Source organism: Aeromonas sp. 601039 (assembly GCF_049174415.1).
Taxonomy (GTDB): Bacteria; Pseudomonadota; Gammaproteobacteria; order Enterobacterales; family Aeromonadaceae; genus Aeromonas; species Aeromonas veronii_A.
Genome location: NZ_JAAKTL010000009.1, coordinates 19,849 through 35,172, shown reverse-complemented (window position 1 = coordinate 35,172; position 15,324 = coordinate 19,849). Strand labels below are relative to the sequence as shown.

Below are 15,324 nucleotides of genomic sequence, written 5' to 3'. Positions count from 1 at the left end.
AGATTTAACGTTATGACCAAATCAGATCTCATCGAACAACTGGCAGCCAGCCGCATGCATATGCCGGCCAAGGATGTCGAAGCCGCCATCAAGGAGATCCTTGAGCAGATGGCGTCGACCTTGCAAAACGGCGACCGGATTGAAATCCGCGGATTTGGCAGTTTTTCACTGCACTATCGTGCGCCCCGTGTGGGCCGCAACCCCAAGACTGGGGACAAGGTTGAACTGACCGGGAAATATGTCCCGCACTTCAAACCTGGCAAAGAGTTGCGCGAGCGCGTCAACATCATTGAATAATGCAGAAATGGGCATACCTCGGGTATGCCTTTTTTCTTTTTGGCACCGATTCCTGTGCCAATCGTCTTGTTTCTTAAACTCTTTTCCCATTCACTCTAGAGTCTGCCTGCGATTTTAAGGATAATCAGCCTCTCATTAGATACTGACAGGGAGCTCTTATGAAGCGTATTTTGGCCCTCATTCCGCTGGTGCTGGTGTTTGTTCTGACCCTGGCGCTGGGCTCACAAAATGGCCAGCTGGTTCAGTTCAATTACCTGATCGCTCAGGGTGAGTTTTCGCTTGCCATGCTGTTGGGCTTCTTCTTCGCTGGCGGCTTTTTGCTGGGCTGGCTGGTATTCGGCCTGCTGTTCCTGCGCCTGAAAATGCAAAACCGCACCCTCAACCGCACCATGCGTCGTCAATCCCGCGAGTTGGAGCTGGCCCGGTCACCGGGTAAGGAATAATGTTCCTCAATGCTTGAACTGCTTTTCCTGCTGTTACCCATCGCCGCCGGTTATGGCTGGTACATGGGTCGCAGGAGTGTTCGCCAGGACACCCAAAAACAGAGTAACCAGTTTTCCCGCCAGTATGTGGCGGGCCTCAACTATTTGCTGTCCGATGAATCCGACAAGGCGGTGGATCTCTTTATCCAGCTGCTTGAGGTGGACAGTGAAACCATCGAAACACACCTCTCCCTCGGCAACCTGTTTCGCCAGCGTGGGGAGGTCGATCGTGCCATCAAGATCCACCAGAACCTGGTAACCCGCCAACTGACCCGGGAGCAGCGTCAGCTTGCCCTGCAGGAGCTTGCGCGCGACTTTTTGGCTGCTGGTCTGCTGGACCGAGCGGAAGCGCTCTGGAATGAGCTGTGTGATGACAGCGACTATGAAGAGACGGCGCTGGCACAGCTGTTGATCATCCATCAGCAGTTGCGGGACTGGGATAAGGCCATCGATGTGGCGGTTCGTCTGCAAAAATTCCAGGGCAAGAAGCTGGCCGACCCCATCTCCCATTTCTATTGCGAGCAAGCCGAGACCGCGCTGCGTGAGGGCAATAAAGGGGAGGGGCTGGCCAAGCTCAAACGGGCGCTCAGTATCAATCCGGCATGTGCCCGGGCCAGTTTGCGCCTCGCTGAGCTCGCCATGGCAGAGGGGGAGTATGAGCAGGCCAGCAAGGAGCTGCTGCGGGTGTTCGAGCAGGATATCGACTTTGCCTCCGAGGCAATGCCCAAATTGCTCGAGTGCTATCAGCAGTTGGGGCGCACGCCTGCGTTGATCCCGCTGCTTGAGAAGGCTGTGGAAGATCACGCCGGTGTCAGCGTGACCCTGGCCCTTGCCAAGCTGGTTGAAGAGCGTGATGGCCTGAGCCAGGCCCGTTCGCTGGTGTTGCGTCAGCTGCGTCGTCATCCGTCGATGAAAGGTTTTTACCAGCTGGTGGGTTTTCAGCTGGCCAGTGCGGAAGAGGGGCCTGCCAAGGAGAGCCTCGAACTGCTGCAACAGCTGGTCGGCGAGCAGATCAAAATCAAGTCAACCCACAAGTGTCGGCAGTGCGGCTTTGCCACTCACTCGCTGTTCTGGCAGTGCCCGTCTTGTCGCCAGTGGGGTTCCATCAAGCCGATCCGTGGTCTGGACGGTGAATAACAAGCAATAGGATGTGAGATGCAAGATCCCAAAGTACTGGTAGCGCTGGATTATCAGCACGAGGCAGATGCCTTAGCGTTCGTTGAACGTATCTCTCCGGCCCAGTGCCGTCTCAAGGTAGGCAAGGAGATGTTTACCCTGTTTGGCCCGCAATTTGTACGCCAGCTGGTGGCCAAGGGATTTGATGTCTTTCTGGATCTGAAGTTTCACGATATTCCCAATACCGTTGCCAAAGCCGTGGCAGCCAGTGCCGAGCTCGGTGTCTGGATGGTCAACGTGCATGCCAGTGGTGGTGAGCGGATGATGCGTGCCGCCAAAGAGGCGCTGCTGCCTTATGGCGACAAGGCGCCATTGTTGATCGGGGTGACCGTACTGACCAGCATGGAGCAGTCCGACATGATCCCTCTTGGTCTGGATGTGAGCCCTGCCGAGCAGGTGATCCGGCTGGCTACCTTGACCAAGACATCCGGCTTGGATGGGGTTGTCTGCTCTGCCAACGAGGCCCATGAGCTTAAAGCCTTGCTGGGCGAAGATTTCAAGCTGGTGACCCCGGGTATTCGCCCGACCGGTTCAGCGGCCGGGGATCAGCGCCGGGTGATGACACCGAAAGCGGCGGTCGAGGCGGGGTCCGATTATCTGGTTATCGGTCGCCCCATTACGCAGGCTGCCGATCCGGCCGCCATGCTGGCCAGCATCAATGCCGAGCTGGCTGGTGCGTAACAGGCTCACTCAGTGATACGCGGTGCAGGCCGAGCAACAGGCCTGCACCGGCCCCGATAAGATGAGAGCCGATGTGTACCCTGGCATTGATCAGGGTGGATATCGGGCTCTCTCCTGCGTTGTAGAAGTCCATCGCCAGCTTGAGTCCCATCCCTGCCAACAGTAGCCAGCCCGATGTGCGGCGTCCGTGGCGAATATCCTGCATTGCCCCCCAGACAAACAGGCCATGCAGCGAGCCGGATAGCCCCATGTACCATTGGGTCTGCGGGCACCACCACCAGATCCCCAAGCCCACTGCCAACCAGAGCAGCAACATCAGCAGCGGCAGGTGAGCCCCACCCAGATAGTCGCGAAACAGGCTATAGAGGATGGCGAGGCCGCCCAGATTGAGCAGCAGGTGCCACAGATTGGTATGAGCCAGATTGCCTGTTATGATCCGCCACCCTTCGCCCCCGGCGATCAAGGGCCGATCGAAGGAGAGCTGAAGATTGGGAACGGTAAAGAAGAGTAGCAAGCTGGTGAGAGAGAGCGTGATAACCCAGAGCAATCCAGATTTGTCTGACAACATGAAACAGTCCAACGACAAGAACAGTCGATACTGTACACGTTGCACCCGAGCCCTCAAAGCCTGCCTGTGCGATTATATTGTGCCGGTTGACAATCACACGCCCCTCTACATCTTGCAGCACCCCAACGAGGTGGCACATCCCAAGGGGACTGCCGCGCTGCTGGCGGCCTCTTTGCAACAGTGCGAGATCCATGTGGGGGAGGACTTTTCCCGCGATGAGTGGCTCAATGTGCTGCTGGCTGACCAATCCCGTCGTTATTATTTGCTCTGGCCGGATGAGGATGCCATTTCGCTGACCGATCTTCGCCAACAGTGGGAGAGTGAATCCTCTGGCTCCGCATCCGTCGCCTTTATCTTGCTTGACGGCACCTGGCGCAAAGCCTATCGCATGTTGCAGAGCAACCCGGCACTGGCCCGCTTGCCCCGCATCGGCATTGGTGCCATTGCCGGTCAATATGCCATTCGAAAGAAACCCTTTCCCGATGCCCTCTCTACCATAGAGGCGGGCTATCACCTCTTGTCCCGGTGGGAGGGGAGGCCGGAGCACTATGCGCCCTTGCTGACCCTGTTTAACCGGTTGAATACCCAGTGGCAGGACTTTGCCGAAGGCCGCCGCGCGTGACAATTCAAGGAGTTATCAAGATGAAAAAAGCAGTCGTGGTTTTCAGTGGCGGTCAGGACAGCACCACCTGTCTGGTACAGGCATTGGCCCGGTATGATGAAGTGCACGCCATCACCTTCGACTATGGCCAGCGCCATCGGGAAGAGATCGACACCGCGCGTCGTCTGGGCAGTGCTCTGGGGATCGCCGCCCACAAGGTGATGGATGTGACGCTGCTCAATGAGCTGGCGGTCTCTGCCCTGACCCGTGACGACATCCCGGTCAGCTGCGATCTGCAGGATAATGGCCTACCCAACACCTTCGTGCCGGGTCGCAATATCCTGTTCCTGACCCTGGCTTCCATCTATGCCTATCAGGTGGGCGCCGAAGCGGTGATCACCGGTGTCTGCGAGACCGACTTCTCCGGCTATCCCGATTGCCGTGACGAGTTTGTCAAGGCCCTCAATCAGGCGGTGTCGCTGGGGCTGGATCGCGGCATCCGTTTTGAAACTCCCTTGATGTGGCTCGACAAGGCCGAAACCTGGGCACTGGCGGATCACTATGGTCACCTCGACACGGTGCGCCAGCAGACCCTGACCTGCTACAACGGCATTGCCGGTGACGGTTGCGGCACGTGTCCTGCGTGTGAACTGCGCAGTCGCGGTCTGAACAACTATCTGGCCGACAAGGCGGGTATCATGGCCAGACTGTTTGAGAAAACCGGGCTGGGCGAGAAAAGCGCAGAGTGAGCCTGCGTCTTGCCGTGGCTTGGGGTATAATCCGCGACTTTTGCAACAAGCCGTGATCGAGATGCACTACCCAATCAACGAGATTTTCCAGACCATCCAGGGGGAGGGCATCTTTACCGGCCTGCCCGCCATCTTTGTTCGCCTGCAGGGTTGCCCGGTGGGCTGCCCCTGGTGCGATACCCGTCATACCTGGGTTGTTGATCCGGCTCGTGAAGTGGGTAAGGCGGCGGTACTGGATGGTTCCAACGAATCCGATTGCTGGAGCCAACTCAGCACCGCGCAGATTATCAAGAGCTTTGGCGATCTGGGTTATCAGGCACGCCATGTGGTGATCACCGGTGGGGAACCCTGCCTCTACGATCTGCACGAACTCTCGTCAGCATTACTGGCGGCGGGTTATCAGGTGCAGATTGAAACCAGTGGCACCAGCGAGATCAAGACTCATGAGCAGACCTGGGTAACCGTCTCCCCCAAGATCGGTATGAAAGGGGGGCTGCCTGTGCTGGTCTCGGCGCTGGAGCGGGCCAACGAGATCAAGCATCCGGTGGCCACCGAGCACCATATTGAAGAGCTGGATGCGCTGCTCGCTACCGCTACCCTGCGCCCGGACGTGGTCATTGCCTTGCAGCCGATCAGCCAGAAACCACGGGCCACCCAATTGGCGATGGATACCTGTATCGCGCGTAACTGGCGACTCTCAATCCAGACTCATAAATATCTGGATATCGATTAATATGGATTGGCTATCCGACGAACAGGTACTGCTGACCCTGACCAACAAGATGCCTTACGGTAAATATCAGGGTCGACGTATCATCGATATTCCCGAGCCCTATCTGGTGTGGATGGCGCGCAGCGGTTTTCCGGCGGGTAAATTGGGCCAGACGCTAGCGTTGGCTTACGAAATCAAACTCAATGGACTCGAGTCCATGATTATTCCCATTATTAACAGGATGTCGGTATGAGAATATATACGAGGCAGGGCGACAAGGGCATGACCCGGCTGGCCGATGGTATCCCATTGCCCAAGGATCATTTGCGGGTCGAGACCTACGGTTATATCGATGAGCTCAACTCCCATATTGGTTTGTTGATTTGTGACGTCCCATCGCAAGAGGTCGGCTTATTGGCTGATTTACAGCTGTTGCAACAGGAGTTGTTTGATCTGGGGGGCGAGTTGGCATTCTCCAGCGACGCCCAGAATGAATCGATTTGGCAGGTTAATGCCGCTTGGACAACTCGCCTTGAACAGCAGATAGATCGTTATAGTGAGCCATTGCCACCGCTGCGCCAATTTATATTGCCCGGTGGTTCCCGTGCTGCGGCGCAAGCGCATGTGGTGCGCACTCTGGTGCGTCATTGCGAGCGCTTGCTGCTGACATTGAGCCGGGAAGAGCGGGTCAATCCCGAGGTGCTGCCCTATCTGAACCGGATGAGTGACTGGTTCTTTACCATTGCCCGCTATCTCATCTGCGTGGCAGGGGAGCGTGAAGTGCTGTGGGTCAAGGCAGCAGATCGCCCGCAATCAGCTATCTGATATTTCACGTTTAAGCGGCAATAAAAAACCTCGCCTTGGCGAGGTTTTTTATTAGCAACGAGATTGAGATCAGATAGCAAAGTCTTCCAGTGATTTGCCTGCTGCCACTGCGCTGGCAATGACCGAAGGCATACGGCCCTGGCCGGTCCAGGTTTTCTCTACGCCATTATCCTGATAGCGATATTTGGCCGGACGTGGCGCCCGCTTGCCTTTTTCTGATTTGCCGGGGTTGGTAGCGACAGCGCTTACCAATTCTGCCGGGTCAATACCGGCGGCTTTCAGCATTTCGCTATATTCGTTAATTTTCCGCAGATGCTCTTCACGGGCCTGACGCTCGGCAGCTTCATCTTGCTGACGTTCAGCAACGATAGTAGAGAGTTTTTCCAGTGCCTCTTCCAGTTGTTCCAGAGAAAGCTCGCGGCAGGTCGCACGCAGACTGCGGATATTAAGCAGTACCTTTAAAAATTCATTCATAGGAGTTACCACGTCGAGTCAGAGAAAAATATTATGTTCCAGCTGATTCTTGCTTGGTGATTTAAATAAGTCAAGCCGGGTTAAATATTATATCCGTGGGGAACATCAATACAGATATTTAATATGGCCTGCAATAGGCTTGGTGATTGGATGCCAATGAAGCCGCAGTAGGTGAAAATAGCGTCAAAGTTGGCGTTGTTGCATCATTTGACTACCATTTTCCGACCTTGATTTGTTTATTATGATTATTTAATCAAAAAACTTGCTATAAGCTGCCATCTCGATAAAATGTGCGGCGAATACCTTTAAGTAGAGGCGCGCTGCCTATGAGTATTTGTGCGGAGGGTGATGCCTGTGATGCACAAGGAAAGGAGTCAGCGCCGAAGTGGCCAGGCCATCATACCGGGCTGCTGGTTCTGCATCTAATAGGTGCAGGACTGCCATAGTCATCCACTATGGAGCGCTACCTGAAGGGGCTGAGGAGTATAACCTCCCCATAGGTTTTGTTTCTTTAGATCCTCTCGGTAGATCTCCACCTGTAATCTTTAGGTGCAAAGAGATCATGGACATTAGTCATTTCGCCGACTCCGGTTGGTCCGTTCTTCCCCCCCTGTTGGCTGTCGCGCTGGCGATCATGACCCGCCGCGTGCTGCTGTCCCTTGGTGTGGGCATCGTCACCGGCAGTTTGCTGCTCAATCAGTTTTCACCCCTCGAATCCCTGCATTACATGTTGAATACCGTGCTCAAGATCTTCTGGGTCGATGGCGCGCTCAATCGTGACAATGTCAACATGATCCTGTTTATGCTGCTGCTGGGTGGCCTCATCAGCCTGATGAGCGTCTCCGGGGCGACCCGTGCCTTTGCCGAGTGGGCCGAGCGTCGTGCCAAGACCCGCAAGGGCGCCAAAGCCCTGACTGGCATGATGGTGTTTGCCTTCTTTATCGATGACTTCTTCCACAGCCTGTCGGTGGGGGCCATCTGCCGTCCGGTGACCGACCGCTTCCAGATCTCTCGTGCCAAACTGGCCTATCTGCTGGACTCCACCGCGGCGCCGGTCTGCGTGCTGATGCCCATCTCCTCCTGGGGGGCTTATATCATCGCCCTGGTTGGCGGCATCATGGCGGCACACGGTCTGACCGAACAGAGCCCCATCGCGGCGTTTGTCGAGATGATCCCGATGAACCTTTACGCCGTCTTCACCCTGATCATGGTGCTGGTGGTGATCGCCTGTCAGCTCGATATCGGCCCGATGCGTCAACACGAAGCGTGGGCGCTGGAAGGCAAGCTGTGGGATGAGTCCAAGGGCCGCCCCATCGGTCTGGATATGGAGAGCCCGGAAGAGAGCAACGGCGGCATGATCGACATGGTATTGCCGATCCTGACCCTGACTGCGGCCACCATCTATTTCATGATTGATTCCGGTGCTGCGGTGCTGAGCGAGAAAGGGCTGCCGTTCAGCGTGCTCGGCTCGTTCGAAAACACCAACGTCGGCTCTTCGCTGGTCTACGGTGCCCTGTGCAGTCTGGTGGTCTCCATCGGTCTGGCGATGCGTCTGAAGCTGGGTGCCAAGAACTGGATCAAGGCCGCGCCACAAGGCGTCATGGCCATGCTGCCGGCCATCAACATCCTGCTGTTCGCCTGGACCATAGGTGCCGTGGTGCGTGATGTGGAGACTGGCAAGTACCTGGCTTCGCTGGCTAACGGCAACCTGCCGATCGAAGTGCTGCCTGCCGTGGTCTTTATCCTCTCCTGTGCCATGGCGTTTGCCACCGGCACCAGCTGGGGAACCTTCGGCATCATGCTGCCACTGGCCGGCGACATGGCTGCCGCCAGCGACATCAGCCTGATGTTGCCGATGCTGGCCGCGGTACTGGCTGGCTCGGTGTTCGGGGATCATAGCTCGCCCATCTCCAGCACCAGCATCCTCTCTGCCACCGGTGCCGGTTGCCATCACATCGATCACGTGATGACCCAGCTGCCTTATGCACTGGCCATTGCCTTCGGTGCGGCCATCGGTTACCTGGCGATGGGCTTGATGCACTCCAGCCTGGCCGGTTTCAGTGTCAGTGCCCTCTGGTTTGTGCTCTTTACCAGCTATCACCTGAAAAAGGCCAAAGCGCGGCCAGCGCTGGCCACCGCGTAACATTTATAGAGCAAGGGGCCCGCGGGCCCCTTGGTTTTGTCAGGGGCTTTGGTTAGCATGCGCCCCATAAATTCAGTTTCGGAACAGTATCATGGCTTCACTGCACTACAAATTTGCCACCATGAATTCAGGCAAATCCACCCAGCTCATTCAGGCGCACTTCAACTATCTGGAGCGGGGCATGCATCCTCTGGCGATGACGCCAGCCATCGATGACCGTTTCGGGGTCGGGGTGATCAGTGCCCGGGTAGGTCTTGAACTGAAGGTGGACGTGTTCAGCGACAGCTGTGATCTGTTTGAAATGGTGAAAGAGCGTCATGCGAAGAAACATATCGATGTCTTTATCGTGGACGAGGCCCAGTTCCTGACCCGTGAGCAGGTCTACCAGCTGGCCCGCATCGTCGATGAGCAGGATATTCCGGTGATGGCCTATGGCCTCAAGACCGATTTTCGCGGCGAGCTGTTCCCGGGCTCATACCATCTGCTCTGTCTGGCCGACAAGTTTGAAGAGCTGAAGAGCATCTGCTGGTGCGGCAACAAGGCTCACATGAACTCCCGGGTCAACGAGGCGGGTCAGGTGATGCGTGATGGCGAGCAGGTGGAGATCGGTGGCAACGATCGCTATGTGTCACTGTGCCGCAAACACTATCTGGAAGGTCGGGCCTACAAGTAATTCGGCTGCGATATTTGAATCGTCGAGAAGGGCGTCCATCTGGCGCCCTTTTTATTTTCCCCAACTTGTATCGCTGTGGTTCAGTCTATCTCGATATCCACCGGCGCAATGATGGGGTCGGCCACCGGCAGGCGTTGAAATAGCTGGCGAAAATGGTGCTGTACCCGGCCGATATCCACCAGCGACATGCCGGAGGCAAAACCGAACCAGACATAGAGGCCGGTGAGATCGCGAAACATCGGCGGCAAATAGCGGGGGGCGGCAATCAGCCCCTCCAGATAGTGTTGATAGAGTACCGGAATATCATCAAGCGTCACCTTGCCGACAAACAGCATTGGCAGGATCTCGGGCACCCCTTCCAGCACGGCGCTGCGGATAAAGTTGACCGTCTCCACATAGCCACGCACGTAGGAGAGATCCTTGGTAAAACAGGCGCCGCCGCCCACCATGCCGCCACGAAAGACCCGCTGGGTGATCTTGTAGGCGTCGTGCTCGCTGGTGCCCTGCTGTACGAAGTGCTTAAACACCTCGATAAAATCGGCGCCGCGCTCGGCCATGTCGATGGCCATCACCCGATCGGAGATGCGCTTGGCCCGATCCGGAAAGGAGCTGAAGGTGAGGGTCTCTATCAGGACAGCCAGCCCCTCCTGACAGGCGGTGATCCGCGGTGAACCGGCGCTCAGCCAAGTGGCATAGGGCTGCTGGCGACCGTTGAGGGTGGTGCCGACATGGACCCACCCCTCGTGCACCTCCAGCACCTGCAAGTCCAGCTCGGAGAAACGGGCGTGGGAGTTGAGCTTGATGTAGTCGCCACCGGCAGCGGCATCGGAGACAATCCCATCGCTCAGCTTCACCTGCACAGTGCCGTCACTGAAGTAGCTCGACAGCTTGCCCTGCAGTTTGGCGACCGCGGCCTCTCCTTCGAACTCCTTGGGGTAGGGGCGCACCAGATGGCGGGCGCCGGGCAGGGAGAAGATATCGCACAGGCGGGCGCCCAGCTCCTTGAGAGTCTTGCGATCCCCGCGCAGGTGATCGCTGGCAGAGCCATAAAGCAGCTGGCTGTAACGCTGAAAATCGGGTTGGCCGCGCTGGCGCAGCATCTCGATCACCACCATGTACTGATCGACCGTCTCTTGCAGGATCCGGCCAAGATCGTCCTGTGGCCCCAGTTTTCTGCGGATCCTGTCCCGCAGCTCCTTGAGTTCCAGATACTTGTTGCGCGGATCGAAGCCGAGGGGGAGGGCATCATAGAAGTGCCTGTCGATAGCGGGCAGCTCCCTGCCACCGCTTGCCAGAAAGCGATCCTGCAGATGGCGTGGCCATTTGATGGCATCCAGAATGCGGATGGGTTTTTGCAGGGTGAGCAGCTCATCCGAGAGTGATTTCAGATGAAGGCGATACTTTTCTTGGATAGTCATGGGGCCCCCTGTGGGGCAAGCGTCGTCGTGGATTTGGCTGAGTATATGCATAGCGCTTGCCAAAAAGAAGCGAGCCGCAGGGTTATTGGGTTGGCGTGCTTTTTGTTGATAGCAAATTGGTTTAGACTGCGCCCCTTGATCCCAATCTTGTCGTGGAAATGATGAATATCCCCAGCTCCGAAATGATAATGCGTTGGTTGCAACAGGCTCGTATCGAGCACTATGTCTGCGACCAGTGTCACGGTATCCACATTGTCTCTTTGCAGTCGGTCGATGGTATTCAGGAGAGCCGGATCTTCGTGGAAGAGGAAGGCCTGCTGTTCTCCTCCGAGCTGGAAGTGCGCCCCTCCGCAATGCTGCCGCTGGTTGCCGAACTGGGCCGACTCAATATGCAGTACCCCTCCCTCAAGGTGTTCCTCGATATCATCGATGACAACCTGCCGCGGCTGGTGGTCGGGCACACCGTCTTTACCAAGGCCGGACTCAGCGTCGAGCAGTTCCTGCTGTTCGTGCAAAGCACCATCGCTGCCACCCACGAACTGGTTGCCGAATGCGAACGTTCCGGCTTCCTCAACCTGCCGGAAATCCAGGTTGCACCGGAATCTGTGCATTAAGTGTTCGAACGGTTCGCCAGGTGAAAAAAGCCGTTGACGCGGGCGGGGCTTTCCCCTAAATTACGCCCCGTTCCAACGCAACAGCGCAGCGAACACCGTGTTGGCTGAACACGTTAAACCACAGACCAAAATTTGGTGAGGTGTCCGAGTGGCTGAAGGAGCACGCCTGGAAAGTGTGTATACGGCAACGTATCGAGGGTTCGAATCCCTCCCTCACCGCCACATTGCAAAGCCCTGATGGAAACATCAGGGCTTTTTGCTTTCTGGCGCAATCCCCGCGTGGTTGCTGGCATAGGAATGCAAATCCTCATTGTTGATAGCCCAGCATCTGGCTGAACCTCTTGGGCAATCGTAGTGAAAAGCCTCGGTGACTTTGACGCCACGGCCAACCCATTGGTCGATCCTTTTAAAGTTTCCGCCCAATTCAGTAAAAGGGCCTCTCGCAAGAGAGGCCCTTTTCATTGCTCGCTGATTTGCCCTGCTCGGTACTTAAAAGGCATCCAGTGGTGATACGGATTAATGCTCCACAGGCTGCGGATCCGGGGGCAGGTTCAGATGCTTGGTGATGGCCTGATAGAGCTGGGGGTAGTTATTGTCAAAATGGTGTCCTCCCGGCAGGGTGACGCTGATGACGTTAGGTTGGTTGAGACGGGGGCAGAGGCGGTCGCCGTCATCGTCATCGGCTCCTTGCAGGCAGAGCATCGGTAGATCGCGGATGGTCTTCACCTGCGGTTCGGTCGGATAGCTCCGCGCCTTGTGGGTCAGCATGTCGCTGACGTGGATCTCGAAATCCGAGCTGGTGGAGGGGGAGAGCATCACGGCCCCGACCAGCCCCTGACGATAGTGCTCCGGCAACCGGTTGATGACGAAGGGGACAATCTCGGCACCAAACGAGAAGCCGACCAGCAGCCAGCGGGGGCGCTGCCAGCGAGTCTGGTAATCATCGAGGATCCGCTCCAGATCGGCGGTCACTTGCTCCGGGGTTTTCTTCTTCCAGTAGTAGGTGAGGGAGCTCCAGCCCACGACCGGCATGCCGTTCAGCTGAAACTGGGCGCTCAGCCCCTTGTCGAGGGCCGCCCAGCCACCATCGCCGCTGAGAAAGATCACCATGGGGGTGTCGGATGGCTGCTTGACCGGCAGCTCAATCAGGCTCAGGTCATCCTTGACCGGGACGGCGTGCGCCGCAAAAGTTGAAACGGGCAGTACGAGACTGAGTAACAGCAATATCAGGGCTCTCATTGGTCATGCTCCTATTTCTTGATCAGCCCCAGCGGGCCGCGGCTAATCAGGGTGATCAGGTGAGTCAGGGTTCTGGGCAGTACCAGCTTGCTGCTGCAGAGCAGGTAGCGGGGTTCCCAGCGGGGCGAAAATTTCTCCTTGTAGCGTCTGAGCCCCTGAAAGTTGTAAAAACGGCTGCCACGGACGAACAGGGTATTGCCAAGGCGGGCCCAGTAGCTGTTGAGCGGATGATCGTTGAAGCCGGACATGGGGGCCATCCCCAGATTGAAGCTGGCGTACCCCTGCGCCTTACCCCACAGCAGCAGCTCGACAAAGAGAAAATCCATGATGGGGGCGGTGCCGGTATCCAGGCTGTAGCGCATCAGATCGATGGAGAGCATCTCCTTGTTGTCGCTCACCCAGAGGTTGGCAAAGCCGACGATCTGCCCCTCGTGCCACACCAGCGCAGCCGGGCTCAAGGTCAGGTAGTCAGGCTCGAAGCGGCCGACCGAGAAGCCCTTCTCCTTGCCCATCTTGCTCAGCAGCCAGGTATCGGAGACGGTCTGCAATCTGGGCAGCAGTGGGGCCACGGCACTGGCCTCGACCACCTCGAAGGTCAACCCTTCCCGTTTGCCTTTGGCGTGGCTCTGGCGCAGGCCGCGCAGGCGGCTGCCCGCCAGATCGAAGGTGGCCAGATCGACCATTGCCTCTTCACCGAGCTTGAAGGGGATCAGCCCCAGCTCCAGATAGAGCGGAAGATAGCGGGCCGAGACCTGATAAAAGACCGGGTTGGCGTCGTGCTCGTCGCACCGCTCGCGAAATTGCCAGAGCAGCTCTTCGATCTGATCGGGGCGACCGACCGGATCCCCCATCACAATCCAGCTGTTGCCCTCGATGGCATACATCAGGAAGGCGTCACCGGCGGGGTGGAACAGCAGTGACTTGTCCTGTAGCTGGGCCAGATAGCCGTGGATCCCCCCTTCGCGCACCACCAGCTCGTGGACGCGCGTAAGCGTCTCCTTGTCCGGCTTTTCACCGACCACGCGTAGCGGCGCAAGCAGCTGGGCAACCCCGGCCACGGCCAGCACGGCCACCACGCTCCCCATGGCGCGCAGGCCGCGGGCAGCCCCGCCGTGGGGCGAGAAGTGGAACCAGAGGGCGTGGTCATACTCCACCTGACGGTAGGAGAAGAGCAGCAGCCACAGCGCCCCCAGCAGCACGGCGCCGACCGAGATGAGCCAGCCCGGGGTGTACTGGGGATAGAGCAGTGACCCCTTGCGATAGAAGAGGGAACGGCAAGGGGTCATGATGAGCAGGAAGCTGCCAAGCAGCAGGGCTGACTCCCAGTCTCCCCCCTTGAGCAGGGAGAAGGCGATACCCAGAGCCAGCAGCAGCTGGGTGATGCGAAACGCGGCGTCGTGACGGCGATAGAGGCTGCGAGCCAGCAGGATCAGGAGGATACCGCTCACGCTGCCGAGCACGTGGGAGAGCTCAAGCAGATGGAGCGGCAACACCTGCAGCCACACTTCAATGTGGCTGCGCATGGTCGGGATCATCCCCGAGCAGAGCAGCAGGCTACCGGCGGCGAAGGTTCCCATGCTGATAAGGGCGGGCAGAAATTCGCGTACTGTGCTCATCAGCCCCTGTAGCCGCTGCCAGCGCGCTTTTTGTTGCAGCATCTCCTGACTCGCAAAGAGCAGCAGAGCACAGAGAAAGGGAAGCAGGTAATAGATGCAGCGATAGAGCAGCAGCGAGGCGAGCAGCTTGTCGGTTGGCAGGTAGTTAGCCAGCAACAGGCTCATGCTCGCTTCGAACACGCCGATCCCGCCCGGCACGTGGGCCAGTACCCCGAGGAAGCTGGCCAGCACGAAGGCACTGAGCAGCACAGGGTAGGGGACGCTATCTGCAGGCAACAGCACAAACAACACGGCGGCGGCGGCCATCCAGTCGGCCAGCGCGACCAACAGCTGCAACAGACGAACCTTGAAGCCGGGCAGGATCAGGCTGTGTTCGCGCCAGGAGAGACGGTGTGTGGGCCAGCAGAGGTAGCAGGCCACCAACAGCAGAGCCATCATGCCCGCCAGCTTGAGCAGGGTATCTGCCCATTGCGGCCAGTCAGGCAGCAACTGTGATACATCGCAGGTCAGTAGGGCGCCACCTCCCCACGCCAGCAGGCCGAGGAAGAAGGTGATGGAGCAGAACAGCACCACGCGGGCCACTTCCCCGGTGGCGAGCCCCAGTGCGGAGTAGAGGCGATAGCGTACCGAGGTACCGGTCAGCAGGGCAAATCCCAGGGTGTTGGAGAAGGTGTAGGCGATAAAGGAGGTGATGCTGACCTGTTGCCAGGGAAGGCGCTTGCCCAGCGCATGGAGCGCCAACATGTCATAGCTGCAGAGGCAACCATAACTGAGCAGGGTCAGCAACAGGGCGCCCGTCAGTCGCGGCAGGGGTTGGGACCAGATGGCCACACGAATATCGTGCCAGTGCCATGCCTGAGTCAGGTGATACAGCACGATCAGAGCGGTGCCGAGCAGCAGCAAGCTGCACAAGGGGCCGAGCCATTTAAGCAGATGACGCCACATGCCATGTTCCTGTGGTCATTGACCGTTTCCCGCAAAGGGGGAGCCGGGTCGTGGATCCGGTTTGGACGAGGGAGGTGCTCGTCAGGAAAATTTCGGGAAGAGATGGAAAGG

At 57.8% G+C, this 15,324-nt stretch carries 17 protein-coding genes, 1 tRNA gene and 1 riboswitch; of the genes, 13 read left to right on the top strand and 5 right to left on the bottom strand.

From position 1 onward, the window contains the following. Positions 1 to 12 precede the first annotated feature (12 nt). The 4 genes from ihfB to pyrF all read left to right on the top strand — a co-directional run bounded on the left by ihfB (position 13) and on the right by pyrF (position 2,636). Entirely contained in the window at positions 13 to 297 is a 285-nt protein-coding gene (gene ihfB / locus G5195_RS09535; protein ID WP_005299934.1) for an integration host factor subunit beta, read from the top strand. A 158-nt stretch (positions 298 to 455) separates the two neighbouring features. Next, positions 456 to 740: a LapA family protein gene (locus G5195_RS09530; protein WP_005337143.1), complete on the top strand. Its 285-nt coding sequence runs from the start codon at positions 456 to 458 to the stop codon at positions 738 to 740. Between the two features lie 9 nt (positions 741 to 749). Continuing rightward, on the top strand, positions 750 to 1,916 hold the full coding sequence (lapB, locus tag G5195_RS09525) for a lipopolysaccharide assembly protein LapB (RefSeq protein ID WP_047438342.1): 1,167 nt from the start codon (positions 750 to 752) through the stop codon (positions 1,914 to 1,916). Positions 1,917 to 1,934: 18 nt separating this feature from the next. Further along, the gene (gene pyrF / locus G5195_RS09520) at positions 1,935 to 2,636 is read left to right on the top strand and encodes an orotidine-5'-phosphate decarboxylase (protein ID WP_042083286.1); all 702 of its coding nucleotides are present in this window, start codon (positions 1,935 to 1,937) and stop codon (positions 2,634 to 2,636) included. Here pyrF and rrtA read toward each other — a convergent pair. Next, positions 2,611 to 3,204 (bottom strand): rhombosortase, encoded by a 594-nt coding sequence (gene rrtA, locus G5195_RS09515; RefSeq protein WP_270657478.1) that lies wholly within the window; start codon positions 3,202 to 3,204, stop codon positions 2,611 to 2,613. The two genes, pyrF and rrtA, sit on opposite strands and share 26 nt — an antisense overlap. On the opposite strand from rrtA, the gene G5195_RS09510 reads away from it, so the two are divergent. The 5 genes from G5195_RS09510 to G5195_RS09490 all read left to right on the top strand — a co-directional run bounded on the left by G5195_RS09510 (position 3,203) and on the right by G5195_RS09490 (position 6,091). Beyond that, a complete protein-coding gene (locus G5195_RS09510; RefSeq protein WP_421206541.1) occupies positions 3,203 to 3,826 on the top strand; it encodes a tRNA-uridine aminocarboxypropyltransferase in 624 nt (207 codons plus the stop codon). The genes rrtA and G5195_RS09510 overlap by 2 nt on opposite strands. A 20-nt stretch (positions 3,827 to 3,846) precedes the next feature. Next, complete coding sequence (gene queC / locus G5195_RS09505; protein ID WP_421236057.1) at positions 3,847 to 4,554, top strand: 7-cyano-7-deazaguanine synthase QueC; 708 nt, start codon at positions 3,847 to 3,849, stop codon at positions 4,552 to 4,554. 61 nt (positions 4,555 to 4,615) lie between these two features. Further along, positions 4,616 to 5,287, top strand: coding sequence for a 7-carboxy-7-deazaguanine synthase QueE (gene queE, locus G5195_RS09500; RefSeq protein WP_421206539.1), 672 nt, complete (start codon positions 4,616 to 4,618; stop codon positions 5,285 to 5,287). 1 nt (position 5,288) lies between these two features. Beyond that, the gene (locus tag G5195_RS09495) at positions 5,289 to 5,519 is read left to right on the top strand and encodes a DUF3820 family protein (RefSeq protein WP_005337126.1); all 231 of its coding nucleotides are present in this window, start codon (positions 5,289 to 5,291) and stop codon (positions 5,517 to 5,519) included. Beyond that, positions 5,516 to 6,091 carry a cob(I)yrinic acid a,c-diamide adenosyltransferase gene (locus G5195_RS09490; RefSeq protein WP_421236056.1) on the top strand — a complete coding sequence of 192 codons (576 nt, stop codon included), beginning with the start codon at positions 5,516 to 5,518 and terminating at the stop codon, positions 6,089 to 6,091. The genes G5195_RS09495 and G5195_RS09490 overlap by 4 nt, the downstream gene beginning before the upstream one ends. A gap of 69 nt (positions 6,092 to 6,160) precedes the next feature. Here the strand turns inward: G5195_RS09490 and G5195_RS09485 are convergent, their stop codons facing one another. Beyond that, positions 6,161 to 6,565 carry an H-NS family nucleoid-associated regulatory protein gene (locus tag G5195_RS09485; protein WP_279490670.1) on the bottom strand — a complete coding sequence of 135 codons (405 nt, stop codon included), beginning with the start codon at positions 6,563 to 6,565 and terminating at the stop codon, positions 6,161 to 6,163. A gap of 302 nt (positions 6,566 to 6,867) precedes the next feature. Further along, positions 6,868 to 7,039: riboswitch (Lysine riboswitch) on the top strand. Positions 7,040 to 7,127: 88 nt separating this feature from the next. Here G5195_RS09485 and G5195_RS09480 point away from each other — a divergent pair. Continuing rightward, entirely contained in the window at positions 7,128 to 8,708 is a 1,581-nt protein-coding gene (locus G5195_RS09480) for a Na+/H+ antiporter NhaC family protein (protein WP_421206536.1), read from the top strand. Between the two features lie 91 nt (positions 8,709 to 8,799). Then, positions 8,800 to 9,381 (top strand): thymidine kinase, encoded by a 582-nt coding sequence (locus G5195_RS09475; protein ID WP_005337121.1) that lies wholly within the window; start codon positions 8,800 to 8,802, stop codon positions 9,379 to 9,381. Positions 9,382 to 9,461: 80 nt separating this feature from the next. Here G5195_RS09475 and G5195_RS09470 read toward each other — a convergent pair whose 3' ends face one another. Beyond that, the gene (locus G5195_RS09470; RefSeq protein WP_216953395.1) at positions 9,462 to 10,799 is read right to left on the bottom strand and encodes a flavohemoglobin expression-modulating QEGLA motif protein; all 1,338 of its coding nucleotides are present in this window, start codon (positions 10,797 to 10,799) and stop codon (positions 9,462 to 9,464) included. 158 nt (positions 10,800 to 10,957) lie between these two features. Between G5195_RS09470 and G5195_RS09465 the strand changes: the two genes are divergently transcribed. Further along, positions 10,958 to 11,413 (top strand): YbjN domain-containing protein, encoded by a 456-nt coding sequence (locus G5195_RS09465; RefSeq protein WP_005337119.1) that lies wholly within the window; start codon positions 10,958 to 10,960, stop codon positions 11,411 to 11,413. 134 nt (positions 11,414 to 11,547) lie between these two features. Beyond that, positions 11,548 to 11,635: transfer RNA gene (locus G5195_RS09460), tRNA-Ser, on the top strand. A gap of 294 nt (positions 11,636 to 11,929) precedes the next feature. Here the strand turns inward: G5195_RS09460 and G5195_RS09455 are convergent. Beyond that, a complete protein-coding gene (locus tag G5195_RS09455; protein WP_421236055.1) occupies positions 11,930 to 12,652 on the bottom strand; it encodes an AcvB/VirJ family lysyl-phosphatidylglycerol hydrolase in 723 nt (240 codons plus the stop codon). Between the two features lie 11 nt (positions 12,653 to 12,663). After that, entirely contained in the window at positions 12,664 to 15,213 is a 2,550-nt protein-coding gene (gene mprF, locus G5195_RS09450; RefSeq protein ID WP_421236054.1) for a bifunctional lysylphosphatidylglycerol flippase/synthetase MprF, read from the bottom strand. Between the last annotated feature and the right edge of the window lie 111 nt (positions 15,214 to 15,324).

Coding starts and splice junctions, on each gene's coding strand:
- ihfB (WP_005299934.1), top strand. CDS start 13: ATGACCAAATCAGATCTCATCGAACAACTGGCAGCCAGCCGCATGCAT.
- G5195_RS09530 (WP_005337143.1), top strand. CDS start 456: ATGAAGCGTATTTTGGCCCTCATTCCGCTGGTGCTGGTGTTTGTTCTG.
- lapB (WP_047438342.1), top strand. CDS start 750: ATGCTTGAACTGCTTTTCCTGCTGTTACCCATCGCCGCCGGTTATGGC.
- pyrF (WP_042083286.1), top strand. CDS start 1,935: ATGCAAGATCCCAAAGTACTGGTAGCGCTGGATTATCAGCACGAGGCA.
- G5195_RS09510 (WP_421206541.1), top strand. CDS start 3,203: ATGAAACAGTCCAACGACAAGAACAGTCGATACTGTACACGTTGCACC.
- rrtA (WP_270657478.1), bottom strand. CDS start 3,204: ATGTTGTCAGACAAATCTGGATTGCTCTGGGTTATCACGCTCTCTCTC.
- queC (WP_421236057.1), top strand. CDS start 3,847: ATGAAAAAAGCAGTCGTGGTTTTCAGTGGCGGTCAGGACAGCACCACC.
- queE (WP_421206539.1), top strand. CDS start 4,616: ATGCACTACCCAATCAACGAGATTTTCCAGACCATCCAGGGGGAGGGC.
- G5195_RS09495 (WP_005337126.1), top strand. CDS start 5,289: ATGGATTGGCTATCCGACGAACAGGTACTGCTGACCCTGACCAACAAG.
- G5195_RS09490 (WP_421236056.1), top strand. CDS start 5,516: ATGAGAATATATACGAGGCAGGGCGACAAGGGCATGACCCGGCTGGCC.
- G5195_RS09485 (WP_279490670.1), bottom strand. CDS start 6,565: ATGAATGAATTTTTAAAGGTACTGCTTAATATCCGCAGTCTGCGTGCG.
- G5195_RS09480 (WP_421206536.1), top strand. CDS start 7,128: ATGGACATTAGTCATTTCGCCGACTCCGGTTGGTCCGTTCTTCCCCCC.
- G5195_RS09475 (WP_005337121.1), top strand. CDS start 8,800: ATGGCTTCACTGCACTACAAATTTGCCACCATGAATTCAGGCAAATCC.
- G5195_RS09470 (WP_216953395.1), bottom strand. CDS start 10,799: ATGACTATCCAAGAAAAGTATCGCCTTCATCTGAAATCACTCTCGGAT.
- G5195_RS09465 (WP_005337119.1), top strand. CDS start 10,958: ATGATGAATATCCCCAGCTCCGAAATGATAATGCGTTGGTTGCAACAG.
- G5195_RS09455 (WP_421236055.1), bottom strand. CDS start 12,652: ATGAGAGCCCTGATATTGCTGTTACTCAGTCTCGTACTGCCCGTTTCA.
- mprF (WP_421236054.1), bottom strand. CDS start 15,213: ATGTGGCGTCATCTGCTTAAATGGCTCGGCCCCTTGTGCAGCTTGCTG.